Source organism: Streptomyces sp. CB09001, assembly GCF_003369795.1.
Taxonomy (GTDB): Bacteria; Actinomycetota; Actinomycetes; order Streptomycetales; family Streptomycetaceae; genus Streptomyces.
This window is the reverse complement of sequence record NZ_CP026730.1, coordinates 1,435,598-1,460,967: the sequence shown is the minus strand read 5'-3', so window position 1 is coordinate 1,460,967 and position 25,370 is coordinate 1,435,598. Positions and strand designations below refer to the sequence as shown.

Sequence of the window (25,370 nt, the reverse complement as noted above, 5' to 3'; positions counted from 1 at the left end):
GGTGGTGAGCAAAGGTTGCGGAACCCGCGATGCCGTCGCCGCGCGCCCGACGCCGGGCGGCGCGGGACGTGGCGGGACGTGGCGGGACGGTGAGGGCGGAGCCGAGTGTCAGTGGCACGTGGCAGGATCGGGGTTGTGGCGAAGACAGCATCGAAGAAGACCGACAGCACCTCCGGCGGCCGACCGCGGCTGATGCTCATGGACGGGCACTCGCTGGCGTACCGCGCGTTCTTCGCGCTGCCCGCGGAGAACTTCACGACCGCGACCGGCCAGCCGACCAACGCGATCTACGGGTTCGCGTCGATGCTGGCCAACACCCTGCGTGACGAGGCGCCCACGCACTTCGCGGTGGCGTTCGACGTCTCCCGCAAGACCTGGCGGTCCGAGGAGTTCACCGAGTACAAGGCGAACCGCTCCAAGACCCCGGACGAGTTCAAGGGGCAGGTGGAGCTGATCGGCGAGCTGCTCGACTCCATGCACGTGCCCCGGTTCGCCGTCGAGGGCTTCGAGGCGGACGACGTCATCGCCACCCTCGCCACCCAGGCCGAGGCCGAGGGCTTCGACGTCCTGATCGTCACCGGCGACCGGGACTCCTTCCAGCTGGTCAGCGAGCACACCACGGTCCTCTATCCGACCAAGGGCGTCTCCGAGCTGACCCGCTTCACCCCGGAGAAGGTCTTCGAGAAGTACGGGCTCACCCCCGCCCAGTACCCCGACTTCGCGGCGCTGCGCGGCGACCCCTCCGACAACCTGCCTGGCATCCCGGGCGTCGGCGAGAAGACCGCCGCGAAGTGGATCAACCAGTTCGGGTCGTTCGCGGAGCTGGTCGAGCGCGCCGACGAGGTCAAGGGCAAGGCCGGGCAGAACCTGCGCGACCACCTGGAGTCCGTCAAGCTCAACCGCCGGCTCACCGAGCTGGAGCGGCGCGTCGAGCTGCCGAGGACCGTCACCGACCTGGAGCGGACGGCCTACGACCGCAAGGGCGTCGCGGTGATCCTGGACACCCTGGAGATCCGCAATCCTTCGCTGCGCGAGCGGCTCTACGCCGTCGACCCGGGCGCCGAGGAGGCCGAGGCCACCCCGGTGGTCGCCGACGGCGTGGAGCTGGACGGCACGGTGCTGGGCACGGGCGAGCTGGCCGGCTGGCTCGCCGAGCACGGCGCGCGGCCGCTCGGCGTGGCCACCGTCGACACCTGGGCCCTGGGCACCGGCTCGGTCGCCGAGGTCGCGCTCGCCGCGTCCGACGGGAAGGCCGCCTGGTTCGACCCGACGGAGACCGACGAGGCCGACGAGACGGCCCTGCGGACCTGGCTCTCCGACCCGGAGCGGCCGAAGGTCTTCCACAACGCCAAGGGCGCGATGCGCGTCTTCGCCGAGCACGGCTGGAGCGTCGCCGGCGTGGGCATGGACACCGCGCTGGCCGCCTACCTGGTCAAGCCCGGCCGCCGCTCCTTCGACCTGGACGCGCTGTCCCTGGAGTACCTGCACCGCGAGCTGGCCCCCGCCGCCGCGGCCGACGGGCAGCTCGCCTTCGGCGCGGACGACGACGCCGAGGCCGAGGTGCTGATGGTGCAGGCCCGCGCCATCCTCGACCTGGGCGAGACCTTCGAGAGCCGTCTGGCGGACGTCGGCGCCGCCGACCTGCTGCGCGACATGGAGCTGCCCACGTCCGCGCTGCTCGCCCGCATGGAGCGGCACGGCATCGCGGCCGACCGGGAGCACCTCCAGGCCATGGAGCAGATGTTCGCGGGCGCCGTCCAGCAGGCGGTCAAGGAGGCCCACGCCGCGGCCGGACGCGAGTTCAACCTGGGCTCGCCCAAGCAGCTCCAGGAAGTCCTCTTCGGCGAACTGAACCTGCCGAAGACCAAGAAGACCAAGACCGGCTACACCACCGACGCCGACGCCCTGGCCTGGCTCGCCGCCCAGACGGACAACGAGCTGCCGGTGATCATGCTCCGCCACCGCGAGCAGGCCAAGCTGCGCGTCACGGTGGAGGGCCTGATCAAGACGATCGCCGCGGACGGCCGTATCCACACCACCTTCAACCAGACGGTCGCCGCGACCGGCCGCCTCTCGTCCACGGACCCGAACCTGCAGAACATCCCGGTCCGCACCGACGAAGGCCGCGCCATCCGCCGCGGCTTCGTGGTCGGCGAGGGATTCGAGTCCCTGATGACGGCCGACTACAGCCAGATCGAGCTGCGCGTGATGGCCCACCTGTCCGAGGACGCGGGCCTGACCGAGGCGTTCACGTCCGGCGAGGACCTGCACACCACCGCGGCGGCCCAGGTCTTCTCCGTCGAGCAGTCGGCCGTGGACGCGGAGATGCGCCGCAAGATCAAGGCCATGTCCTACGGACTCGCGTACGGGCTGTCCGCCTTCGGCCTCTCCCAGCAGCTGAACATCGAGGCGGCCGAGGCCCGCGGCCTGATGGACGCCTACTTCGAGCGCTTCGGCGGCGTGCGCGACTATCTGCGCCGGGTCGTCGACGAGGCACGGGCCACCGGATACACGGCGACCCTCTTCGGCCGCCGCCGCTACCTGCCCGACCTCAACAGCGACAACCGCCAGCGCCGCGAGGCGGCCGAGCGCATGGCCCTGAACGCGCCGATCCAGGGCACGGCGGCCGACATCGTCAAGATCGCCATGCTCAACGTGGACAAGGCGCTGCGCGAGGCCGACCTCAAGTCCCGCATGCTCCTCCAGGTCCACGACGAAATCGTGCTGGAGATCGCTCCGGGCGAGCGCGCCGCGGCCGAGGAACTGGTCCGCCGCGAAATGGCCGACGCCGTGCGGCTCAGGGTCCCCCTGGGCGTCTCGGTGGGCGCGGGCCCGGACTGGGAGTCGGCAGCGCACTAGTGAGCGGCGGCACGGGTGCGCGGTGGGGGCGCCTCCCAGGCCGTCGGGCACTGGGGGACGCCCCGCCACGCGGGGGCGGGCGGCACCCCCGTTCCGTCCAGGCCCCGCCCGCCCCGTCACTCCGGTGGCCCCCGAGGAAACGCCCCCGCCCCGGTCTCCCGTGAGGATGCGGGCATGGGTATACGCATGCTCCACCACCGGACGACACCGGCACGGGCACGCACCGACGGACCCGCCCGCGTGCCACTCCTCCCCGTCCCGGTCTTCGCACCGGGCGCAAGTACCGGCCGCATCCCCGCCACCGTCGCGACGGTCCTTCACCGCACCGCGACGGACCTCCGCCGCAGGCTCGCCCACCGGACCCCGGCGACCGCCGCCCCGCACGGAACACCCGCCTGGCAGCTCTGGGCCGACCTGGCACGCAGTTACCTCGCGCTGGCCCTCGCCCTGCTGCCCCGGCCCCGACCCGCCCACACGTTCACCGTGTTCGTCGCGCCCGCCGACACCCTCGGCGCCCGCCCCGGACCGGCTCCGTACTGACGGCCGCTCCGGACGGCACGCTTGCCGCATGACCGAGGGCGAACGGCATCAGAACGCCGACAGAACCCCAACAGAACCCCTCATATGGCCAAGTGGTGAATGTCGGGCAGGAACGGGTGCCCGTGCAAAGAAAGTTGCCGTAGGGTCGCCTGCGGCACCGTACCGGTCGAACAGACGACCACGGTGCCCGGCGGATCGCGGTGCAACCGTCCGCGCCGGTCGCTCGTCACAACAGGGCGGACACAGCAGGTACGACGGGCGAGCACGACAGCAGAAGACGGACGGAGAGGGACGCGCGGGCGTCCAGGGGAGGGGTTCACTCTATGGCGGCGCATTTCGACAGGAGGCTCCGCAAGGCGGCGGTCACCACCACCGTGGCGGCGGTCGCGGTCGCGGCCCTGTCCGCGTCCCAGGCGCCCGACGTCACGGCCGACGGCAACGGCAGACAGACCACCGCCGACAACGCGCCGACGTCCGACACTCCCCCCGCGGAGAGCGCCACCGGCAACTCGCGCTACTACACCGACCTGCCGCCGCTCAACAGCCCCAGCCCCGCTCCGACCACGGGCACTCCCGCTTCCCGCGGCGCGTCCGAGGCCGGCATTCCCGCGACCGTCCTCGACGCCTACAAGAAGGCCGAGTCCGAGCTGAGCCGGTCCAAGCCCGGCTGCAACCTGCCGTGGCAACTGCTCGCCGCCATCGGCAAGGTGGAGTCCGGCCAGGCCCGTGGCGGCCGCGTGGACGCCGACGGCACCACCATCGGCCGCATCATCGGCCCGCAGCTCGACGGCAACGGCTTCGCGCTCATCAAGGACACCGACAACGGCGTCTACGACGGCAACAGCAGGTACGACAACGCCGTCGGCCCGATGCAGTTCATCCCGTCCACCTGGGCGTGGGCGGGCCGCGACGGCAACAGCGACGGCAAGGAAGACCCGAACAACGTCTACGACGCCGCCCTTGCCGCCGGACACTACTTGTGCCGCAACGGCTGGGACCTGGCCGACCAGGCCGACCTGAAGCGCGCGATCCTCAGCTACAACAACTCGCAGGACTACCTGCACACGGTCCTGTCGTGGCTGGAGTACTACCGCAAGGGCACCCACGAGATCCCGGACGGCACCGGCAGCCTCCCGGTCGGCCGCAGCGACGACACCACCGTCGGCACCGGTTCCACGGGCCGCGGCACGGGCGCGAGCAGCCGGCCCCGGACCCCCGGCCCGGCGACGCCCAGTCCGGGCCGCACCCCGAGCAAGCCGCCGGCGTCGGGCAGTCCCACCGATCCCGGAGGCCCGAGCACCACCCCCTCCACGCCGCCCACCGACCCGGCGCCGCCGACCGAGACCCCCACGCCCACCGACACCGTTCACCACCTGGAGAACGCCGGCGCCACCGGGTTCAGCGCCGTCGCGGGCGACACGTTCGCCAAGAAGATCAGCACCCGCGCCGAGACCAAGACCGGAGAGGCCGTCGGCAAGGTGCGCGTCCGCTTCACCGTCCTGGGCGACACGGACGCCACCTTCACCGGCGGCGAGAAGGTCGCCGCGGTCACCACCGACCCCTCCTCCGGCGTGGCCGTCGCGCCCGCGCTGGTGGCGGGCGAACAGACCGGCGAGTTCACCGTCCGCGCCACCGTCATCGGCCGCACCGTCCCGGGCCTCGACTACGTGGCCACCGTCACCGAGCGCGTCGCCGACGCCCTCACCGGCACCGGCCAGACCGAGCTGACGTGCACGCCGGGCGGCGAGTTCGCCGACCCGATCGAGGTGAAGGCCACGCTCAAGGGTGCCGTCGCGGACAAGGTCGCCGTCACCGCGACGCTCATCAAGTCCGAGGACGACCCGGCCGAGAACGACAAGGGCCCCTACTTCAAGGACGCCGACGGCAAGGCCGTCCGTACGCTGACCGGCCGGAAGACCGACGCCGAGGGCCTGCTGAAGCTGCCGAAGCTGTACGCCGACGACGCGGAGGGCACGTACATCCTGCGCCTCACCACGCCGGGCGGCGCCACGCTCGACATCACCCTGAAGGTGGCCAAGGCGGCCGACCCGACGCCGGAGCCGTCGACCGGTTCGTCGACTGGACCCGAGGCGTAGACACCGTCCGCCCGGCGAGGCGCGCCTCGCCCCGCCGGGCCCCGGTCACTTGCCGAGCCGGGCCTTCGTGTACCGGGTCGGCTCCGCCGTGGCCGGGTCCTCGGGCCACGGATGCTTCGGGTACCGGCCGCGCAGCTCCGCCCGGACGCCGGTGTAGCCGTCCTTCCAGAACGAGGCCAGGTCGGCGGTGACCGCGGCGGGACGGCCGGCGGGGGACAGCAGATGCACGAGGAGCGGCACCCCGGCGATCTCCGGCGACCGCTGGAGCCCGAACATCTCCTGCAACTTCACCGCGAGCACGGGCTGTTCGGGGTCGCCGTAGTCGATCCGGATCCTGGACCCACTGGGGACGAGGATCCGCTCGGGGGCCAGCTCGTCGAGCCGCGCCGCCTCCCCGGAGGCCCAGGGCAGCAACCGCGTCAGCGCCTGCCCGGCGTCGATCCGACCCAGGTCCGCCCGCCGCCGGGCCCGGCTCAGCTCGGGCTCCAGCCACTCGTCCGCGCGCGCGAGCAGCGCGTCGTCGGTGACGTCCGGCCAGGGCCCACCCAGATGCCGCCGCAGGAACGCGAGCCGCTTGCGCAGCAGGTCGGCGTCGACCGAACGGCGCAGCAGCCCGAACCCCTCCCGCCGCAGCCCCTCCAGCAGGGCGCCCCGTAGGAGCACGGGGTCGACGTCGGAGAGGGGCCGCACCGCGAGTTCCACCGCCCCGAGCCGTTCGACCCGCCGGGCCACCACGTCACCGTCGGCCCAGTGCACCTCGTCGCGCTCCGTCAGCAGCGTCCCCGCCGCGAGCCGGGCCGTCTCCTCGTCGACGGCCGCGCCGAGCTGCACGCGCGCGTGCCCCTTTCCCACGGGCCGGTCGGCGACGGCGACGGCGATCCACGGCGCCCCGCGCAGTGCCGACGCCTGCGGAAGTTCCGCCCGGGTGCCGGAGACCATCAGATACGAACCGCCGTCCTTCCTGGCCACCCGCTCGGGAAACGCCAACGCGGCAACCAGCCCGGCGAGAACGTCCTCACCGACCCGCTCCCCCCGCAGACTGTTGCCATCCTCGACGGCGGTGCGTCGTCTCCGTCGGTCGTCGCCATGCTCCGCGGCGGTGCGTCGTCTCCGCTCGCTGTCGTCACCTTGCGCGGTGAGGGGCCGTCCCCGTCGGTCGTCGCCATCCTCCGCGGCGGTGCGTCGTCCCCGCCCACCGTCGCCGCCCTCCACGGCGGCCCGCAGCCGCCGCACCTCTGCCCGCCACCGCGCGCCGTACGCGTCCCCTCCGCGCCGGGCGGCCCGCAGTACGGACACGAGGTCGTCCCCGTACTCCCGCGGCGCCTCCTCGCTCAACAGACCCACCACCTCGGCCACCACCTCGGCCTCACCGCTCCTGAAGCCGCCGGACCCGGAGGCTCCGTCCTCGGCGGCGGGCGGTCGTGCGGTGCCGCCGTCGGCGTGTCGCCGTGCCGAGGTTTCCGTCGGCGAGGCACCCGTACCGGCCGGACGCGCACCGGAGCGGTCCGCGGGTGCCGCCGCTCCCGAGGAGGCCCGGGGCGAGACCCCCGCACCCAGCTCCGCCGCGTCCAGGAGTGCCCGGCCCAGCCGGGGATGCAGGCCGAGGCGGGCCAGGCGTACGCCCCGCTCCGTCGCCCGCCCCACGGAGTCCACCGCGCCGACCGCCGCCAGCACCGACCGGGCGGCCGTCATCGCACCGCCGGGCGGTGGATCGGGCAACGCCAGACCGGACGCGTCCGGATCGCCCCAGCAGGCCGCCTGCAACGCGAACGCCGTCAGGTCGGCCACCTTGATCTCCGGCGCCGGAAACCGCGGCAGCCGGGCGTCCTCCGCCTCCGCCCAACAGCGGTACACCACCCCCGGGGCCTCGCGTCCGGCCCGGCCCGCCCGCTGCCGCGCCGCCGCCCGCGAGGCCCGTACCGTCGTCAGCGCGCTCAGCCCGCGCGCGTGGTCCACCCGCGGCTCCCGCGCCAGCCCCGCGTCCACGACCACCCGCACGCCCGGGACCGTCAGCGACGACTCGGCCACCGAGGTCGCCAGCACCACCCTGCGCCGCGCACCGGGCGCCAGCACCGCGTCCTGCACGGCAGCGGGCGCCCGCCCGTGCACCTGAAGCACATCGACGTCCGCCAGTGACCCGAGTTGGCCGGCGACGCGGGAGATCTCGCCGACGCCCGGCAGGAAGCACAGGACGTCCCCGTCCCGCTCCGCGAGCGCCCGCCGCACCACCGAGGCCACGTGGGCGAGAAGCGCCGGGTCCACCCGCATCCCGTGCGGCGGCCGCACCGGACGCGCCGGCGGCGCCCACACTGCCTCGACGGGATACGACGCGCCCCGCGCCTCGACGACCGGCGCACCGCCCAGCAGCCGGGACCAGCCCTCCGCGTCGGTCGTGGCCGACGCGGCCACCAGCCGCAGCTCCGGTCGCAGGGTCTGCCGCACGTCCCACAGGAACGCCGCCGACGTGTCCGCGTCCAGATGCCGCTCGTGGCACTCGTCCAGCACCACCACGTCGACGCCCGTCAGCTCCTGGTCCCGCTGGAGGCGCTGCAACAGCACGCCCGTCGTGACGACCTCCACGCGCGCGTGGCGCCCGACGACCCGCTCCCCGCGCACGGTGTACCCGACCCTCGCGCCCGGCTTCTCGCCCAGCAGCCACGCCATACGCCGGGCCGCCGCCCGCGCCGCGATCCGCCGCGGCTCGGCCACGACCACGCGCCGCGCGGGCGCACCCTCCCCGCCCAGCAGCCCGGCCAGCGCCAGCGGTACCAGTGTCGTCTTGCCGGTGCCGGGCGGTGCGACCAGCACCGCCGTGCCGTGTCCCTCCAGGGCGTCGTGCAGCGCGGGCAGGGCGCCGCGCACGGGCAGCGCGTCCAGGGCGTCGTAACGGATCACGCCCCCAGTGTCGTACGTCCGTGAAAGCGCCCTCCACGCGCGCGTGGACCCGCACAGGTCCGGTTCGGGAACGAGTACGGCTCAGTCGCGCTCGCAGACGAAGATCGCCGTCCCCGGGATCAGATGTCCGCGCAGCGGCGACCAGCCGCCCCACTCCGAGGTGTTCCAGTCCGGCCACTCCGGCTCCACCAGGTCCACCAGCCGGAACCCCGACGCCACCACGTCCCGCACCCGGTCGCCGAGCGTCCTGTGGTGCTCGACGTACACCGCGAGGCCCTCGTCGTCCTGCTCGACGTACGGCGTGCGGTCGAAGTACGACGCGGAGACCGACAGCCCCTCGGGGCCCGGCTCGTCCGGGAACGCCCAGCGCAGCGGGTGCGTGACCGAGAAGACGAAACGGCCGCCGGGCCGCAGCACCCGGCGCACCTCCCGCAGCACCAGCCGCGGGTCGGCGACGAACGGCAGCGCCCCGTACGCCGAACACGCCAGGTCGAACGAGCCGTCCGCGAAGGGCAGCACCGACGCGTCGGCGCACACCAGGGGGAACGAGACGCCGATGCGCAGGGCATGCTGGAGCTGGCGGTGGGAGAGGTCGAGGGCCACCGGACGGGCGCCCTGGGCGGTCAGCCAGCGCGAGCACTGGGCCGCGCCGGCGCCGATCTCCAGGACATCCTTGCCCTTCAGGTCCTCCGGCCGGCCGAGCAGCTCGGCCTCCACCTCGTCCAGGCCCTCGGGACACCACACGAAGCGGTCGTCGCCGAGGAAGGTGCCGTGCTCGGTCTGGTACTCGTCCGCGTTCCGGTCCCACCAGCCGCGGTTGGCGCGGGAACTCTCCGTGACACCGGCGGCACGCCGGGTGGCCTCGGGCTCTGGTCCTCCGGTTCCGTCGGCCCCGGAGGCGGTCCCGGATGCGGCCTCGGATGCGGCCTCGGACGTTACGGGCTCTTGGATGGCCGGCTCCCTCGTACTAGTCTGCGGGCTCTTCCGTGCCGCCCGCCCCTCGTGTCACGCAAGGGGCATCCAGGGGTCCGTGTGGCCTCGGGAGACGGCTTTTGTGCCGGGTATGCGACGATCCGCCCCGGGTGTGCGGCTTCGCGCATTGACCCTGCCCGGCTGCCCCCGTATGCTACAAGTTGCGCTGCGGGCCTGCGCACCTCAGACGTAGCAGGTCGCGCTCGCATCTGTTGTATGTCCCCTCGGTTCTCGAGGCGTCACCAGTGGATTTCGGTGACGTTTCCTTGGCTGTCCGGCTTCTGCAGAGCGAAACGGGCTCCCGGCGTAAGCAGTACCTACGACTTCAATGTCCGTACCGGAGCCCTTTCCCACATGACGAGCAGCACCGAGACCACCGCCACCACCCCGCAGGTTGCGGTCAACGACATCGGTAACGAGGAAGCCTTCCTCGCCGCGATCGACGAGACGATCAAGTACTTCAACGACGGCGACATCGTCGACGGCGTCATCGTGAAGGTCGACCGGGACGAGGTCCTGCTCGACATCGGTTACAAGACCGAAGGTGTCATCCCGAGCCGCGAGCTCTCGATCAAGCACGACGTCGACCCCAACGAGGTCGTCGCCGTCGGTGACGAGATCGAGGCCCTTGTTCTCCAGAAGGAGGACAAGGAAGGCCGCCTGATCCTCTCGAAGAAGCGTGCCCAGTACGAGCGGGCCTGGGGCACCATCGAGAAGATCAAGGAAGAGGACGGCATCGTCACCGGTACCGTCATCGAGGTCGTCAAGGGTGGTCTCATCCTCGACATCGGCCTCCGCGGCTTCCTCCCGGCCTCCCTGGTCGAGATGCGCCGCGTCCGCGACCTCCAGCCCTACGTGGGCAAGGAGCTCGAGGCGAAGATCATCGAGCTGGACAAGAACCGCAACAACGTGGTCCTGTCCCGCCGTGCCTGGCTGGAGCAGACCCAGTCCGAGGTCCGCCAGACGTTCCTCACGACCCTCCAGAAGGGTCAGGTCCGTTCCGGCGTCGTCTCCTCGATCGTCAACTTCGGTGCCTTCGTGGACCTGGGTGGCGTCGACGGTCTGGTCCACGTCTCCGAGCTGTCCTGGAAGCACATCGACCACCCGTCCGAGGTTGTCGAGGTCGGCCAGGAGGTCACCGTCGAGGTCCTCGACGTCGACATGGACCGCGAGCGTGTCTCCCTGTCGCTGAAGGCGACCCAGGAAGACCCGTGGCAGCAGTTCGCCCGCACCCACCAGATCGGCCAGGTCGTGCCCGGCAAGGTCACGAAGCTGGTGCCGTTCGGTGCGTTCGTCCGCGTGGACGAGGGCATCGAGGGTCTGGTCCACATCTCCGAGCTGGCCGAGCGCCACGTGGAGATCCCGGAGCAGGTCGTCCAGGTCAACGACGAGATCTTCGTCAAGGTCATCGACATCGACCTCGAGCGCCGCCGCATCAGCCTCTCGCTGAAGCAGGCCAACGAGGCCTTCGGTGCCGACCCGTCCACGGTCGAGTTCGACCCGACCCTGTACGGCATGGCCGCGTCCTACGACGACCAGGGCAACTACATCTACCCCGAGGGCTTCGACCCCGAGACCAACGACTGGCTCGAGGGCTACGAGACCCAGCGCGAGGCGTGGGAGACGCAGTACGCCGAGGCCCAGCAGCGCTTCGAGCAGCACCAGGCGCAGGTCATCAAGTCCCGCGAGGCGGACGAGAAGGCCGCTGCCGAGGGTGTCGACACCGCGGGTGCGGCTCAGGCCGCGTCCGGTGGCGGTGGCGGCGGTGGCTCCTACTCCTCCGAGGGTGGCGACAACTCCGGCGCCCTGGCGTCGGACGAGGCGCTGGCCGCGCTGCGCGAGAAGCTGGCCGGCGGCCAGAGCTGAAGCTCTGCACACCGGCCGCTGACACACAGCGGTTGAAGCACAGCGGTTGACTGAGGGGCCGCACCTTTCGAGGTGCGGCCCCTTCAGTGTGCCTCCCCCGGGAATGCCCCACCCCACAAGGGTGTTGTGACGTATGAACACGAGGAGGGGAGCGGTCACTGTGCTTGATCCGCAGGATTTGTACGCCTGGGAGCCGAAGGGCCTTGCCGTCGTCGACATGGCACTCGCCCAGGAGTCGGCCGGACTGGTCATGCTGTACCACTTCGACGGATACATCGACGCCGGGGAGACCGGCGACCAGATCGTCGACCAGGTGCTCGATTCGCTGCCCCACCAGGTCGTCGCCCGTTTCGACCACGACCGGCTCGTGGACTACCGGGCCCGCCGTCCGCTGCTGACCTTCAAGCGGGACACCTGGTCGGACTACGAGGAACCCACCATCGAGGTGCGGCTCGTCCAGGACGCCACCGGTGCGCCCTTCCTGTTCCTCTCCGGCCCCGAGCCGGACGTGGAGTGGGAGCGCTTCGCCGCGGCCGTCGGGCAGATCGTGGAGCGTCTGGGCGTCCGCCTGTCGGTGAGCTTCCACGGCATTCCCATGGGTGTCCCGCACACCCGGCCCGTCGGCATCACCCCGCACGGCAGCCGGACCGACCTCGTGCCGGGCCATCGCAGCCCCTTCGAGGAGGCGCAGGTCCCCGGCAGCGCGGAGGCGCTCGTCGAGTACCGGCTCGGGCAGGCCGGCCATGACGTGCTCGGCGTCGCCGCGCACGTCCCGCACTACGTGGCCCGCTCCGCGTACCCGGACGCGGCGCTGACCGTCCTGGAGGCGATCACCGCGGCGACCGGCCTGGTCCTGCCGGGCATCGCGCACTCCCTGCGCACGGACGCCCACCGCACCCAGACGGAGATCGACCGGCAGATCCAGGAGGGCGACGAGGAGCTCATCGCCCTCGTCCAAGGCCTCGAGCACCAGTACGACGCGGCGGCCGGTGCCGAGACCCGGGGCAACATGCTCGCCGAACCCGTCGAGATCCCCTCCGCCGACGAGATCGGCCGCGAGTTCGAACGGTTCCTCGCCGAGCGGGAGGGCGACGGCTGACGCCGTGACCGGCACCCTCTAAGCTTCCGCTCATGCTGAGGGTTGGCCTGACCGGCGGAATCGGCGCCGGCAAGAGCGAGGTGTCACGGCTCCTCGTCGAGCACGGTGCCGTACTGATCGACGCCGACAGGATCGCGCGCGAGGTAGTCGCCCCCGGAACACCGGGGCTCGCCGCGGTCGTGGAGGCGTTCGGCGAGGACGTCCTCGCCGAGGACGGCAGCCTGGACCGGCCGAAACTCGGTTCGATCGTGTTCGCCGACCCCGAGAAGCTGACCGTCCTGAACGGCATCGTGCACCCGCTGGTCCGTGAGCGCTCCAGTGCCCTCGAGGCGGCCGCCGCCGAGGACGCCGTCGTCGTCCACGACGTCCCCCTGCTCACGGAGAACGGCCTGGCGCCGCTGTACGACCTCGTGGTCGTCGTGGACGCCGCCCCCGCCACCCAGCTCGACCGGCTGGTGCGGCTGCGCGGCATGCCCGAGCAGGACGCACGGGCCCGCATGGCCGCCCAGGCGACGCGCGAGCAGCGCAGGGAGATCGCGGACGTGGTCGTCGACAACGACGTACCGCTGGAGGAGCTGCGGCGGCGTGTCAAGGAGGTCTGGGGCGAACTGGTGCGCCGGGCGCACACGGAATAGCGGATCCGGCCCGTGCGTTGATCCCTTCCAGCGAGGGAAGGACTCAGCCGTGCCCGAGACAAGCGGTCCGACCGGACGTACTCCGGAGACGGATGTCATCGACTTCCGTGCCGCCGAGCAACTGCTCGCGGCGCGGGACCCGCGCGGCGCGGTGAAACTGCTCGACGGGGTCATCGGCGCCCATCCCGAGAACACGGCCGCACGGCTGCTGCGCGCGCGAGCCTTCTTCGCGGCGGCGCAACTGCGTCCGGCCGAGCTGGAGTTCACCATCGTCCTGGAGCGCGAACCGGACAACGCGTTCGCACACTTCGCTCTCGCCCGCACCTACGAACGCCGGGGCTGCCCCGGCCAGGCCCGGCGCCACTTCCGGCTGGCGGCGGCCCTGGACCCGAACCCGGAGTACCTGCAGCAGGCACGTTTCGACTCCTGACGTCCGACTTCCGAGGGTGGACTCCCGGCCGTCGGTCTGGCGGTCGACTGCTGAGGTCAGCGCCTGGGCGGCAGGTACGGCGGGACGTCCCGGCCCGGCTGGTAGTGCGGACCCTCGCGGAGATGCCGGAGGATCACCGTCAGGTCGACCGTGACGACGAGCCACAGCACGCCGCAGGCGACCGCCCACCCGAAATGCCCCGTGAGCGCGAAGACGGCCGTGCCGAAGACCGCCCAGGCCAGCCCCCACAGGCTCAGCCAGAACCGCGCCCGCAGGGCACTGCGCGCGGTGGCCGGTTCACTGCCCGTACGCATCGGTTCACCACTCCTGTATCGAACGTACTGCGGCGGGCGCCGAGGGGGAAACGAGGCGCAGCGCCGGACCGAGCGCACCCCGGAACGGGGCGCGTTCACTCGGTCGGGTGAACCGAGGGTGAGGGGGAACGGGTGTGCGGGGGCGGGCCGTTGGACGGGTATGGAGCTGAGCATGCGAGAGGGACACCAGGGGACGGGACCAGGAGCCATCACCCCGGACGGCTGCGCGGTCGAGCTCTATTCGCGGCTGCCGGTCGGAGCCGAGCCGGACGTCGTCGCCGCCGCCGTGCCCGAGGGCGCGCGGATACTGGAGCTGGGCAGCGGGGTGGGGCGGATGACGCACCCTCTGCTGGAAAGGGGGTTCGGGGTCACCGCGGTGGACGAGTCCGCCGAGATGCTGGAGCGGGTGCGCGGGGCACGCACCATATGCAGCCCGATCGAGGACCTCGACCTCGGCGAGCGCTTCGACGCGGTGATGCTGGCGTCGTTCCTCGTGCACACCGGGGACGTCGAGGTGCGGCGGGGGCTGCTGCGCACCTGCGCCCGGCACGTGGCGGAGGACGGCTGTGTACTGATCCAGCGGGAGGGGGCGGATTACCACACGAATCTGCCGCGTGAGCGGGTGGACCCCGGCGGCTTCACCATCCGGATCCTGTCGGCGGACCCGGTGGGTGACGGCGTCAACGCGGTCCGGGCGGAGTACGAGTTCCCGGACGCGGTCTGGACCCAGACCTTCCGGGCCCGGCCGCTGACCGGCGAGCAGTTCGAGGAGGCACTGGGGGAGGCGGGACTCGCGGTGGACCGGTATCTCACCGACGACGGGACGTGGGTGAGGGCCGTGCCCGTGCGGCAGGCGTAGCGGCAAGGGCACGCCCGGCAAGGTGAGGGGAGTCGGGGTCCGGTCCGGCGATGAGTCCCGGGGCGGTGGGCGGTCTGTATCCCGACAGCAGCACGGACCGCTCGGCTCAGGAGACCGCCATGTCGGAAACCACCACTTCCCCCGTCCCCACCGCACCGGCCCGCGGGCGCGGCGGCCTCCGGGTCGCCCTGCGCGTCGTGCAGGTGCTCCTCGCGTTGTTCTTCGCCGTCGCGAGCGCCCTGCCCAAGCTGATCGCGCACTCCTCGGCGGCCGACACCTTCGCCGAGATGGGCTGGGGCGACGCGGGCATGTACGCGATCGGTGTGCTCGAACTGACGGGAGCGGTCGCCCTGCTCGTCCCGGTGCTGCAGTCGGTGGCGGCGACGGCACTGAGCGCGCTGATGGTGGGCGCGTTCGTCGTCCAGCTCAGCTACTTCGACGGCGCGAACGCGGCGACACCGCTGATCCTGATGGTGCCGCTCCTCATCGTCGCCCGGGCCCGCCGCGGGCACAACGAGGAGCTGCGCCGACTGCTGCGCGACCGGGTCCGACGCGGCTGACCGGGCCTGCCCGACCACGGACCGCTCAGGGCCGGGTCCCCGCGTCCCGCCGGGAACTGCTCAGGCTCTCCAGCCCGCGCAGCCGGTCCATCTCGCGGCGGTCGCGTTTGGTCGGGCGGCCCGCGCCGCGGTCGCGGATGCCGGCCGGGGCGACGGCCTCGCGGGGCGGGGGCGGCGGCGAGTTGTCGACGTAGCACTGGACGGCGACCGGGGCACCGACCCGCTTGCGGATCAGCCGTTTCACGACGACGACCCGTTCCCGGCCCTCCTGCCGCAGGCGTACCTCGTCGCCGACGCGGAGCGCGTACGCGGGCTTCACCCGCTCGCCGTTCACCCGGACATGGCCGCCGCGGCAGGCGGTAGCGCCGAGGGAGCGGGTCTTGATCAGGCGGACGGCCCAGATCCAGCTGTCCACGCGGACGCTCCCACCGTTCTGCGGCCCGGCCGCCTCGGCGGCGGCGGCCGCCGCCGTCTTCGGGTCCGGTGCCCCGGCCGCGGCAGCGGCACCGTCCCGCGGGGCGGCCACCGGGCCGCTCCCGCCTTCGTCATGCTCGGAAGCCATGGTTCGACCCTAACCGCCCGGCACGGCGCAGGGGGCCGCAATTTCCGCGGCCGGCCGACGGACCTCGTGGCGCACCCTGGGCGCTCGCGCGTCCCGCCCGTGCAGAAGAGGGTCTTACGGTGGAGGCATGGACACCGGCGGCCTCTCCGTACTCGACCAGCGCATCGCGGGGTGCCGGGCCTGCCCCCGGCTGGTCGAGTGGCGGGAAGAGGTGGCCCGTACCAAACGGGCCGCCTTCGCCGACTGGACGTACTGGGGCCGGCCCGTACCCGGCTTCGGCCCGCCGGACGCGCGGCTGCTGATCGTCGGCCTGGCGCCCGCGGCCCACGGCGGCAATCGCACCGGCCGGATGTTCACCGGCGACCGCTCCGGCGACGTGCTGTACCGGGCGCTGTACGACGTGGGCCTCGCCTCGCAGCCCACCGCGGCCCACGTGGACGACGGGCTGGAACTGTACGGCGTACGCGTCACCTCACCGGTGCACTGCGCCCCGCCCGCGAACAAGCCCACCCCCGCCGAACGGGACACCTGCCGTTCCTGGCTCGTCCAGGAGCTGGGGCTGCTGCGGCCGACACTGCGGGCGGTGGTCGTCCTCGGGGCCTTCGGCTGGCAGGCGGCGCTGCCCGCGTTCGCCGGGGCGGGCTGGACCGTGCCCCGCCCCCGTCCGGCCTTCGCACACGGGGCGCAGGTGACGCTGGCCGCCGCCGACGGGCCGGACCTGCACCTTTTCGGCTGCTTCCACGTCAGCCAGCGCAACACGTTCACCGGACGGCTCACCCCCGAGATGCTGCGCGACGTGCTGCGCACGGCGGCGGAGACGGCGGGGCTGCCCGCGCGGTGAGGGCCGCACGGAAATGCGGATGACCGCCCGGGGCCGTCGCCGCTATGGTGCGCCGATGGGCCTGTATCCGGAGATCGAACCGTACGACCACGGCATGCTCGACGTCGGGGACGGCAACCACGTGTACTGGGAAACCTGCGGGAACCCGCACGGCAAGCCCGCGCTGGTGCTGCACGGCGGACCCGGCAGCCGAGCGAGTCCGGGGCACCGGCGCTACTTCGATCCGGCCGCCTACCGGATCGTCCTCCTCGACCAGCGCGGCGCCGGGCGTTCGCTGCCCCGCGCGAGCGCCCACGACACGGACATGAGCGTCAACACGACCGCCCACCTCATGGCGGACCTGGAGCGGCTGCGGGCCCACCTGGGCATCGAGCGCTGGCTGGTGTGGGGCGTGTCCTGGGGCTCGGTCCTGGGCCTGCGGTACGCGCAGACGCACCCCGGCGTGGTGAGCGAGCTGGTGCTGACCGGGGTCGCCACCGGCTCCAACGCCGAAGTGGCCCTAATGACGCGCGGACTGGGAAACGTCTTCCCGGAGGCGCACGAGCGGTTCCTCGCCGAGCTGCCCCCGGACGAACGCGACGGAAACCTGGCCGCCGCGTACAACCGTCTGCTGGAGTCACCGGACGCGGCGGTGCGCGAGCGGGCCGCGCGGGCCTGGACCGACTGGGAGACGGCGACGATCCCGGCGCCGCCGGGCTCGGTCGCCCGGTTCCAGGACCCGGAGTTCCGTATGGGCTTCGCCCGTACCGTCACGCACTACTGGGGCAACGACCACTTCCTCGGCGACGGCAACGACGAGGGCGTGGTCATCAGGGACGCGCACCTGCTGAAGGGCATCCCCGGCACCCTGGTCCAGGGCAGCCTCGACTTCGGCAACCTCCTCGGCATCGTCTGGCGGCTCCACCACGCCTGGCCCGGCAGCGACCTGGTGATCGTGGACGAGGCCGGACACGACGCCGGGGCCACCGGCGACGAGGTCCTGCTGGCGGCGACGGACACGTACGCGCGCGGTGACATCGCGGAATGACCGCCTAGGGCCCCCACTCGTAGCGCACGTCCGGCTCCCGCTCCTCGTTCCGGTCGCCGTCCGTCCACTCCACGGCCCGGAACCCGTGCCGCTCGTAGAAGCGCCGCGCGGGCGCGTTGACCTGGAACGTCCACAACGACAGCCCGTCCGCCCGGCGCTCCTTGGCCAGGGCGACGAACCGGTCCCCGATCCCGCACCCGCGCCGCTCGGGGGCGAGGTACAGCTGCGACAGCTCCTCGCCCTCGAGCACCATCACACCGGCCACCGCGCCGTCGGCCGCCTCCGCCACCCAGGTCTCGAAGCGCTCCACCACCACGTGCCGGAAGTACGCACGGACCTCGGAGTCGGAGCGTGGCCGGACCACGGTCGGCAGCGCGGCGGCGAAGGAGCGCAGCCAGACGTCGGCCGCCGCCCGCGCGTCGACGGCCGAGGCGCGCCGCAGGACGACGGCCCCGGCGCCCGCCTCCTCCCGGCTCACGGGCGGCCGTTCTCCGGCACGACCGCGGTCGCGGTGATCTCCACCAGCTGTCCCGGGTAACCGAGGCAGTTCACCCCGAGCAGCGTCGAGGAGTGCGGACCGGTGCTGAGCCCGGACGCCTCGACCACGTCCCAGACGGCGGACAGCGCGGCGGTCTCGGCGCTCACGACGTACACATCGGTCGACAGCACGTGCTCAAGGCCGCTCCCGACGGCACGCAACTGCTCGGTGAGGTTCGCGATCACCTGCTCGGCCTGACGGACCGGATCGCCCCCGCCGACCAGCTTCCCCTCCGCGTCGAGCGGAACGGAACCGGCGAGGAACGCGAGCCTGGTCCCGGCCTCGACGACGGAGGCGTGGGAGTAGACGGGCGGCGGGAAGAGGCCGGGCACGGTGACGCGCTGGATCACGTGGACTCCTGGACGACGGGCGGGCAACCCCCCGATCGTCCGTTCTCCGCCCGCGCCGCGCATCCGAATTTCACTCGCGGCCCGTACCCAGGCCACCTAGGCTCCCCGGCGTCGGCCCCGCCCCCGCCCACCCCACCGTCAGGAGCCCGCACCCGTGCCCACGCCCACCCTCACCGACCAGGCCTTCCTCGACACCACGGCCGACCGGCTCGCCGCCCTGCCCGCGGTCCGCGCGGTCACCCTCGGCGGCTCCCGGGCACAGGGCACGCACGGACCGGACAGCGACTGGGACCTGGCGGTCTACTACCGGGGCGCCTTCGACCCGGCGGACCTGCGCGCCGTCGGCTGGCCAGGAGAGGTCTCGGAGCTCGGCGCCTGGGGCGGCGGCGTCTTCAACGGGGGCGCCTGGCTGACGATCGACGAGCGCCGGGTCGACGTGCACTACCGCGACCTCGACGTGGTGGAGCACGAGATGACGCGGGCGGAGGCGGGCCGCTTCGACGTCGAGCCGCTGATGTTCCACCTGGCGGGCATCCCGACCTACCTCGTGGTCGCCGAGCTGGCCATCAACGAGGTGCTGCGCGGCGACCCGCCCCGCCCCGCCGCCTACCCGGAGGCCCTGCGCACCGCCGCACCCGAACGCTGGTACGGCGCGGCCACCGCCACCCTCGCCTACGCCAAGGCCGGCCACGCCCCCAAGGGAGCCCTCACCCAGGTCGCCGGTGCGCTCGCCCTGGCCGCGACCCAGACGGCCCACGCGGTGCTGGCGGCGCGCGGGGAGTGGGTGACGAACGAGAAGGGCATGGTCGGCCGGGCCGGGCTGGACGGGATCGACGCCCTGCTGGCGGAGCTGGCGCCGCGGCCGGACGCCCTGGAGCGGTCCGTGACACGGGCCGAGACCCTGCTGCGCGAGGCCATGGAGACCGTCGAGCGCTGAGCGCACCGCGGAGTGCGGTGGCGCCCGACGGCTGTCATCCTCCCGAAACAGGGCCGTTTCCGCGCCTTCGAAAACCCGTCGTACGCTTGTCAGCGCACCGCCCAGCCCGGCCACCGTCGCCCGAAGGCTCACCACCGCCTCGCCCGCACGACAGGAGCCCGGCACCCCGTGTCCCGCACCGCCGCCCACGCGCTCCCGCCCTGGCTCGGCCACGCCCTGAACGCCCAGCGCGGCCCCGTGCCCTGGAACGCGGTGGTCCGGGGCGCGCTGGCCGGCGGGCCGCTGCTGACCGCCGCCCTGGTCGCCGAGCGGGCCTCCCTCGGGGTCGTCGCCGCGATCGCCGCCATGCTGGCCGGCATCAACGACCGGCCGGGCAGCCGCCGTACCTCTGTGCGGCGGATCGGCGTACCCGCGCTCGCGGGGGCGCTCGGGCTGCTCGTCGGGACGTACGCCGGGCAGCACCTCGGGCCCGTGGCGCTGACCCTGGTGCTGACCGGGCTCGGACTGGTCGCCGGAAGCGTCAGTGCCGTCGGGCCCGTGGCGTCCGGGACGGGGACGCAGCTGCTGGTCACCGCGGCCGTGGGCGCGGGGATGCCGCTGCCCGACCCCGGGTGGCAGCGTGTGCTCGCCTTCCTCGCCGGCGCCGGATGGCTGCTCCTGCTGCGACTGGCCCTGCCCACGCCCGCCTCCCTCGCCGGCGACCTCCGTCTCGACTTCCGCTTCGACGGGGAGCGGGCGGCCGTCGCCGACGTCTACGAGGCCGTCGCCGCGCTGCTCGACGCGGTCGGCACCGAGCAGGCCGTGACCCGCAGGGCCGCGCTCACCGCCGCCCTCGACCAGGCGCAGGACGCGCTCGCCGGACCCCGGCTGCGGCGCCGGGCCTCCACCGCGGCCGAACGCCGGCTGCACGCCCAGTACGCCGCCGCGCTGCCCCTCGGCGAGGCCGCGACCGCGCTCGCGTGGGCGGAGCAGACGGTGCCCGCGCGGACCGGCGAAGGCCCCCGGCGGCTCGCGGCGGCCGTCCGCGGCAACACCCGGGCCGGGCCGCTGCCCGCCCCCGGCCGGACCGATCCCGCCCTGCGGGCTCTGGACGACGCCCTGCTGCACGCGGCGCAGGCCTTCGACCGCGGCAGGGGGCCCGACCTGCACGTCCGGAGGCGATCGCCCCGCTCGGCCGCGCAGGCGGTGCTCGGCGCGGGCGGGCGGGAGTACGGGCTGCGGGTCGGGCTGTGCTTCGGTGCCGGGGCCGCCGTCGCCCAGGCGCTGCACCACGGGCACTGGTACGGCTCCCACCAGCACTGGTACTGGCTGCCGGCCACCGTCGTCTTCCTCGTCAAGCCCGACCTCGGCCCGCTCGTGTCCCGGGTGCTGTGCCGGGCGGCCGGGACGGTGCTCGGGGCGCTGCTGCTCGCCGGGTTCGCGGCCGTGCTGCCCCGGCCGGAGGGGCTGGTCGCGCTGGTCGCCGTCTGCGGTGCCCTGGTGCCAATCGCCGCGCGGCACTTCGCCGCCCAGACCACCGTCGTCACCGTTCTCGTCCTCGCCCTGGTCATGGTCGGCGGCGAACCGCAGGCCTCCGCGGGCCGCATCGGGGAGACGCTGCTGGCCTGCGCGATCGTCCTGGTGGCCGGGCACCTGCCGATGCCGGGGCAGCGGGGTGCCGGCATCCGGGCGGGCCTCGACGCCGCCGACGCCGCCGCGCACGCCTACCTCACGCACGTAATGAGCGAGTCCGACGACCGCGCCACCCGGTGGACGCTGCGCCGGGAGGCCTACCGCACGCTCGCCGAGGCCCGTGCCGCGATCGCCCGTGCCGCCGCCGAACTGCCCGCCCTCGCCCGGCACTCCGAGGGCACCGACGAGGTCGCGGCGGTCCTCGAACGGCTCGTCGACACCACCACCGCGTGCGCCGTGCACCTCGACGACACCGGTCGGCTCACACCCCGTCACACCGAACGGCTCGCCGCGCTGCGGGACGAACTCGCCGAGCGGCACGGGCGCGTGGGACGGCACCGTACGTTGGCGTGATGACGCCTTCTTCACCCGAGTCCGCCGGGCCTGCCGAGTGCGCCGGGCCTGCCGATCTCGTCATCACCGGCTGCACCGTCCTCGTGCACGACGAGCAGGAACGGATCGACTTCGAGCAGGACGCGGCCGTGGTCGTCCGCGACGGGGTCGTCGAGTCCGTGACGACCGCCGCGGCAGGGGCCGCCGTGCCCGCCGCCGATCGCATCGACGCACACGGTCAGGTCGCCCTCCCCGGGCTGATCAACTGCCACACGCACGCGCCCATGGTCGCGCTGCGCGGACTCGCCGAGGACCTGCCCACCGAGGAGTGGTTCAACGACGTCGTCTGGCCCGTCGAGTCCAACCTCACGGTGCGGGACGTGATCCTGGGCGCCCGGCTGGCCTGCGCCGAGATGATCCGCGCGGGGGTCACGACCTTCGCGGACAGCTACTTCCACATGGACATGGTGGCCGCGGTCGTCGACCAGTGCGGGATGCGGGCGCAGTTGGGGCAGGCGTACTTCTCCTCGCAGGGGCCGGACGGACGGGAGGCGTCGCTGGAGTTCGCGCTGCGCCGCCGCGACTCCGCCGACGGCCGGATCACCACCACCCTCGCCCCGCACGCCCCCTACACGGTTACCGACGCCGACCTGACCACCACCGCGGAACTCGCGCGGGAGCACGGCCTGCCCGTGCACCTGCACGCCGCCGAGAACCGCGACCAGACCGACACGAGCCTGGCCCGGCACGGGGTCACCCCCATCGGGGTCCTGGAACGCACCGGCGTCCTCGACACCGACGTGCTCATCGCCCACGGCACCGGCATCACCGAGGACGACCTGCCGCTCCTCGCGCGCGCGGGCGGCCGTACGGCGGTGGCGACCGCGCCCCGCGGCTACCTCAAGTTCGGCTGGCCCGGCACCACACCGGTGCGCGCGCTGCGTGACATCGGCGTCCCCGTGGGGCTGGCCACGGACGGTGCCGCGTCCAACAACTCCCTCGACGTGTGGGAGTCGATGGCGCTCACCTCCCTGATCCAGAAGTCCACCGAGGGCGACCCGCGTTGGCTGACCTCCCGCCAGGCCCTCCACCACGCCACCGTGCAGAGCGCCCACGCGGTCGGGCTCGGGGATGCCGTGGGCCGCATCGCACCCGGGCGGCGGGCGGACCTGATCCTCGTCGACCTCACCGGACCGCACACCCAGCCGGTGCACGACCTCGCCGCCACCCTGGTGCACAGCGCGCGCTCCGCCGACGTGCGCACGACGATCGTCGACGGACGCGTCCTCATGCGGGACCGCGAACTGCTCACCCTGGACGTGCCCGAGGTGGTCCGCGAGCTGGGGGAGCGGCTGCCCGCCCTGACCGACCGCGGGCACGGCCGGCGCATCCAGCAGTACGACACCTGAAAGGCCTGTTCAGAGACTGTTCAGCGACCTGCTGAAAAGAATCTTGCCGGGCAGCGATGAGTTCCGCTCCGCCCTTCGGTCACCACCCGGACGGCCCGACCGCTTCGGACCGTCGGCCGTCGTCCCGGAACACGACGCACGACGCACGACGCACGTCGTACAGGAGGCTGGAGCATGTCGCTGCCCGAGATCGTCACCCGCGCCGACTGGCGCGCGGCGCGCGAGGCCCTACTGGCCAAGGAGAAGGCGGCCACCCGCGCGCGTGACGCCCTCAACGCCGAGCGGCGCGGGCTGCCCATGGTGGAGGTCGACAAGGAGTACGTGTTCGAGGGCGGCGACGGCAAGGCCACCCTGCTCGACCTCTTCGAGGGCCGGGAGCAGCTCGTCGTCCACCACTTCATGTTCGCGCCCGAGTGGGACGCCGGCTGTCGCAGCTGCTCGGCGTTCCTGGACCAGATCGGCCACCTCGCGCACCTCAGGGCCCGCGGCACGTCGTTCGCGGCCGTCTCCCGGGCGCCGTATCCGAGGATCCTGCCGTTCAAGGCGCGGATGGGCTGGACACTGCCCTGGTACTCGTCCCACGTCAGCGACTTCAACACCGACTTCGAGGCGACCCTGGAGCACGAGGGCGAGCTGGTCGAGCGACCCGGCGTCAGCTGCTTCCTGCGGGACCGCGAGCGGGTCTTCCACACCTACTCGACGTACGAGCGTGGCCTCGACGGGCTCGGATCCACCACCAGCCTGCTCGACCTGACCGCGCTCGGCCGGCGGGAGCCGTGGGAGAAACCGGAGGGGCGCGCGTCGGCTTTCGGTGCGCCCGCGGGCGGTGGGACAGTGCGCTATCACGACGAGTACGAGGACTGACACGCTCGGTGGCGAAGACGGCCGGACGGCTGAGGCGCCGCTCACACTTTGCGGTGAACGGGTGTCAACCATGTCTCAGTCCCATCACCACGGGAGGCGTCCGCTCCATGGTTGGCGTTTAACTCTACGAGTACAGCGCTACATGGAGGTGCGGAGTGAACGGGCGAACGGTGCTCGAGCGCTTTCCCGCCGGCGGACCGCGGGGATCCTGGCCGGCGGAGGAGTTCGCACAGGCGCGGCGTCTGGAAGGCATGCCCGCCGAGGTCGTGATGGACCTCGCCACGGACATGTTCCTGGTCGTCCTGCGCGGTGGCGACACCGCGGGCGATGCGGCGGCCTGACGCGGTGCCGCCCGGCTCCTACGCGCTCACCGTCCGCGACCAGGTGGGTGTCGTGCTCGTCAGCCGGCACAGGGCCAGGTAGAGCGGGATCGGCGGCGTGTAGGGAACCGTGCCGTCCGAGCGGTGGATGAGGGCGGGCAGGCTCGTGGAGCCCGGTACGACCGCACCGGTGGCGTAACGCGCGGGGGCCGGCCACTCCAGCGCGTAGTCGGAGTCGGACGGAACGATCCACCACCAGTGCGTCTCGTCGGCGTAGACGCACCCCACGCGCGGCAGCCGGGGCAGCACCTGCTGGCCGAGGCGTGCGGGCACCGCCACCGCGTCGCAGCCCAGCGGTGCCGTCATACCCTCCGGCACGGGCAGTCTCCGAGGTGTTCCGGCGGTGTGCCGCCCGCGCTGGAGGCGGACCATCGTGTCCAGACCGAGCGGTCGGACGCCGGACGCAGCCCTCATAGCCATTCGGTCCCCGTTCCGCGGAGTGTCTCCCGGCCCTTGCGGCTCTCTGTGGTCCCCCGGACCTCTGTGGTCCCCCGGGCCTCTGTGGTCCCCCGGGCCTCGTACGACCGGCCGACTTCCCGGCGGCGGGACTCGGCCTCGCCCTCGTCCCCCGTGTCATCCGTGGGGGCGGGCTTCGGCCGGGCGCCCCAGCCCAGGTCGTTGTGGGGCTCCGAGAGGTCGCGCGGCTCGTCGGCCTTGCGGGGCAGCTCCGCCCAGACCAGCAGTCCGGGTCCGTGCTCGTGGGCGCCCCAGGCCTCGCACAGGGCGTCGACGAGGATCAGGCCCCTGCCGTGCTCGTCCTCGGGCTGCTGATCGGCCGAGGGGTGGGGCTGGCCCGGAGCGCAGCCCTCGTCGCGCACGGCTATGCGGACCAGGTCGTCGGCGTCGTGCAGCTCGCACACTATGTGTCTGCTCGCCGTGTGCACGATCGCGTTGGTCACCAGCTCGGAGACCACCAGGGCCGCGGTGTCGCAGGTGTCCTCGCACACCGCCCAGCCGCTCAGCCGGGCCCGTGTCAGGCGTCTGGCCTGTGAGGGAGAACCCGGATGAGCGGCCAGCTCAAAACGGAACCGGCGCTCGGCGGCGGCGGCCCCCGAGGAGCCGGCTCCCATGGCGGCACCGAGGCCCAGGGAGCCCGCGGCGGCGTCTGTTCCTAAGGGCGCGGACGGAATCACGCTTGCCACTATCGCCCCGCCGTGAACACTTGGCAAGTGTCACTCTGAAAAATGCAGAGTGCTGTGTGACGTTCTGGACGGCCGTGGCACACTGCTCGCAACAGCACGTCGAGCGGCGCCACTTCAGGTCGTCGAAGACCCCGCCAGGTTTTCGAACAGATCTTCGAATGGCGCCGCCGGGCTGTCCGCACCAGGACACG

24 protein-coding genes are annotated in these 25,370 nt (G+C 73.1%); 16 read left to right on the top strand and 8 right to left on the bottom strand.

The window, feature by feature from the left end; all coding sequences use genetic code 11:
* Nucleotides 1-135: 135 nt before the first annotated feature.
* The 3 genes from polA (at nt 136) to C4J65_RS06865 (ending at nt 5,495) form a co-directional block, all read left to right on the top strand.
* On the top strand, nt 136-2,859 hold the full coding sequence (gene polA / locus C4J65_RS06875) for a DNA polymerase I (RefSeq protein WP_115741593.1): 2,724 nt from the start codon (nt 136-138) through the stop codon (nt 2,857-2,859).
* A 174-nt stretch (nt 2,860-3,033) separates the two neighbouring features.
* The gene (locus tag C4J65_RS06870; protein ID WP_205350965.1) at nt 3,034-3,399 is read left to right on the top strand and encodes a hypothetical protein; all 366 of its coding nucleotides are present in this window, start codon (nt 3,034-3,036) and stop codon (nt 3,397-3,399) included.
* A 323-nt stretch (nt 3,400-3,722) separates the two neighbouring features.
* Nucleotides 3,723-5,495, top strand: coding sequence for a lytic transglycosylase domain-containing protein (locus C4J65_RS06865; protein ID WP_115741591.1), 1,773 nt, complete (start codon nt 3,723-3,725; stop codon nt 5,493-5,495).
* A gap of 45 nt (nt 5,496-5,540) precedes the next feature.
* Here C4J65_RS06865 and C4J65_RS06860 read toward each other — a convergent pair whose 3' ends face one another.
* Both C4J65_RS06860 and C4J65_RS06855 read right to left on the bottom strand, forming a co-directional pair.
* The gene (locus C4J65_RS06860; protein WP_115741590.1) at nt 5,541-8,390 is read right to left on the bottom strand and encodes an ATP-dependent helicase C-terminal domain-containing protein; all 2,850 of its coding nucleotides are present in this window, start codon (nt 8,388-8,390) and stop codon (nt 5,541-5,543) included.
* Between the two features lie 81 nt (nt 8,391-8,471).
* Nucleotides 8,472-9,134, bottom strand: coding sequence for a class I SAM-dependent methyltransferase (locus tag C4J65_RS06855; protein ID WP_115741589.1), 663 nt, complete (start codon nt 9,132-9,134; stop codon nt 8,472-8,474).
* A 582-nt stretch (nt 9,135-9,716) separates the two neighbouring features.
* Between C4J65_RS06855 and rpsA the strand changes: the two genes are divergently transcribed.
* The 4 genes from rpsA (at nt 9,717) to C4J65_RS06830 (ending at nt 13,392) form a co-directional block, all read left to right on the top strand.
* Entirely contained in the window at nt 9,717-11,228 is a 1,512-nt protein-coding gene (gene rpsA, locus C4J65_RS06845; RefSeq protein WP_109031901.1) for a 30S ribosomal protein S1, read from the top strand.
* A 160-nt stretch (nt 11,229-11,388) separates the two neighbouring features.
* On the top strand, nt 11,389-12,327 hold the full coding sequence (locus C4J65_RS06840; protein WP_115741588.1) for a PAC2 family protein: 939 nt from the start codon (nt 11,389-11,391) through the stop codon (nt 12,325-12,327).
* Nucleotides 12,328-12,359: 32 nt separating this feature from the next.
* Nucleotides 12,360-12,962: a dephospho-CoA kinase gene (gene coaE / locus C4J65_RS06835; protein ID WP_115741587.1), complete on the top strand. Its 603-nt coding sequence runs from the start codon at nt 12,360-12,362 to the stop codon at nt 12,960-12,962.
* 49 nt (nt 12,963-13,011) lie between these two features.
* On the top strand, nt 13,012-13,392 hold the full coding sequence (locus tag C4J65_RS06830) for a tetratricopeptide repeat protein (RefSeq protein ID WP_003976823.1): 381 nt from the start codon (nt 13,012-13,014) through the stop codon (nt 13,390-13,392).
* Between the two features lie 56 nt (nt 13,393-13,448).
* On the opposite strand, the gene C4J65_RS06825 is transcribed toward C4J65_RS06830, so the two are convergent.
* On the bottom strand, nt 13,449-13,706 hold the full coding sequence (locus tag C4J65_RS06825) for a DUF6343 family protein (protein WP_162833061.1): 258 nt from the start codon (nt 13,704-13,706) through the stop codon (nt 13,449-13,451).
* Between the two features lie 172 nt (nt 13,707-13,878).
* On the opposite strand from C4J65_RS06825, the gene C4J65_RS06820 reads away from it, so the two are divergent.
* Both C4J65_RS06820 and C4J65_RS06815 read left to right on the top strand, forming a co-directional pair.
* Nucleotides 13,879-14,565 carry a class I SAM-dependent methyltransferase gene (locus tag C4J65_RS06820; protein ID WP_115746325.1) on the top strand — a complete coding sequence of 229 codons (687 nt, stop codon included), beginning with the start codon at nt 13,879-13,881 and terminating at the stop codon, nt 14,563-14,565.
* Between the two features lie 119 nt (nt 14,566-14,684).
* The gene (locus tag C4J65_RS06815; protein ID WP_240330381.1) at nt 14,685-15,125 is read left to right on the top strand and encodes a DoxX family protein; all 441 of its coding nucleotides are present in this window, start codon (nt 14,685-14,687) and stop codon (nt 15,123-15,125) included.
* A gap of 25 nt (nt 15,126-15,150) precedes the next feature.
* Here the strand turns inward: C4J65_RS06815 and C4J65_RS06810 are convergent, their stop codons facing one another.
* Complete coding sequence (locus tag C4J65_RS06810; protein ID WP_115741584.1) at nt 15,151-15,687, bottom strand: RNA-binding S4 domain-containing protein; 537 nt, start codon at nt 15,685-15,687, stop codon at nt 15,151-15,153.
* Nucleotides 15,688-15,814: 127 nt separating this feature from the next.
* On the opposite strand from C4J65_RS06810, the gene C4J65_RS06805 reads away from it, so the two are divergent.
* Nucleotides 15,815-16,528, top strand: a complete 714-nt coding sequence (locus C4J65_RS06805) for a uracil-DNA glycosylase (RefSeq protein ID WP_115741583.1) — start codon at nt 15,815-15,817, stop codon at nt 16,526-16,528.
* Nucleotides 16,529-16,583: 55 nt separating this feature from the next.
* Nucleotides 16,584-17,555, top strand: coding sequence for a prolyl aminopeptidase (pip, locus tag C4J65_RS06800; RefSeq protein ID WP_115741582.1), 972 nt, complete (start codon nt 16,584-16,586; stop codon nt 17,553-17,555).
* A gap of 4 nt (nt 17,556-17,559) precedes the next feature.
* Here the strand turns inward: pip and C4J65_RS06795 are convergent, their stop codons facing one another.
* Both C4J65_RS06795 and C4J65_RS06790 read right to left on the bottom strand, forming a co-directional pair.
* Complete coding sequence (locus tag C4J65_RS06795; protein WP_115741581.1) at nt 17,560-18,033, bottom strand: GNAT family N-acetyltransferase; 474 nt, start codon at nt 18,031-18,033, stop codon at nt 17,560-17,562.
* A complete protein-coding gene (locus C4J65_RS06790; protein WP_115741580.1) occupies nt 18,030-18,443 on the bottom strand; it encodes a RidA family protein in 414 nt (137 codons plus the stop codon). Before C4J65_RS06790 ends, C4J65_RS06795 begins: the two co-directional genes overlap by 4 nt.
* A gap of 154 nt (nt 18,444-18,597) precedes the next feature.
* Here C4J65_RS06790 and C4J65_RS06785 point away from each other — a divergent pair, with 154 nt between their 5' ends.
* The 5 genes from C4J65_RS06785 (at nt 18,598) to C4J65_RS06765 (ending at nt 23,998) form a co-directional block, all read left to right on the top strand.
* On the top strand, nt 18,598-19,380 hold the full coding sequence (locus C4J65_RS06785) for a nucleotidyltransferase domain-containing protein (protein WP_115741579.1): 783 nt from the start codon (nt 18,598-18,600) through the stop codon (nt 19,378-19,380).
* Nucleotides 19,381-19,548: 168 nt separating this feature from the next.
* Nucleotides 19,549-21,405 carry an FUSC family protein gene (locus tag C4J65_RS06780; protein WP_115741578.1) on the top strand — a complete coding sequence of 619 codons (1,857 nt, stop codon included), beginning with the start codon at nt 19,549-19,551 and terminating at the stop codon, nt 21,403-21,405.
* Nucleotides 21,405-22,793 carry an amidohydrolase gene (locus C4J65_RS06775; protein WP_115741577.1) on the top strand — a complete coding sequence of 463 codons (1,389 nt, stop codon included), beginning with the start codon at nt 21,405-21,407 and terminating at the stop codon, nt 22,791-22,793. The genes C4J65_RS06780 and C4J65_RS06775 overlap by 1 nt, the downstream gene beginning before the upstream one ends.
* 174 nt (nt 22,794-22,967) lie before the next feature.
* Nucleotides 22,968-23,657 (top strand): DUF899 domain-containing protein, encoded by a 690-nt coding sequence (locus C4J65_RS06770; RefSeq protein WP_115741576.1) that lies wholly within the window; start codon nt 22,968-22,970, stop codon nt 23,655-23,657.
* A 155-nt stretch (nt 23,658-23,812) separates the two neighbouring features.
* The gene (locus tag C4J65_RS06765) at nt 23,813-23,998 is read left to right on the top strand and encodes a hypothetical protein (protein ID WP_115741575.1); all 186 of its coding nucleotides are present in this window, start codon (nt 23,813-23,815) and stop codon (nt 23,996-23,998) included.
* Between the two features lie 18 nt (nt 23,999-24,016).
* On the opposite strand, the gene C4J65_RS06760 is transcribed toward C4J65_RS06765, so the two are convergent.
* Nucleotides 24,017-24,451: a hypothetical protein gene (locus C4J65_RS06760; protein ID WP_115741574.1), complete on the bottom strand. Its 435-nt coding sequence runs from the start codon at nt 24,449-24,451 to the stop codon at nt 24,017-24,019.
* On the bottom strand, nt 24,448-25,170 hold the full coding sequence (locus C4J65_RS06755) for an ATP-binding protein (RefSeq protein WP_240330380.1): 723 nt from the start codon (nt 25,168-25,170) through the stop codon (nt 24,448-24,450). The genes C4J65_RS06760 and C4J65_RS06755 overlap by 4 nt, the downstream gene beginning before the upstream one ends.
* Nucleotides 25,171-25,370: the final 200 nt, after the last annotated feature.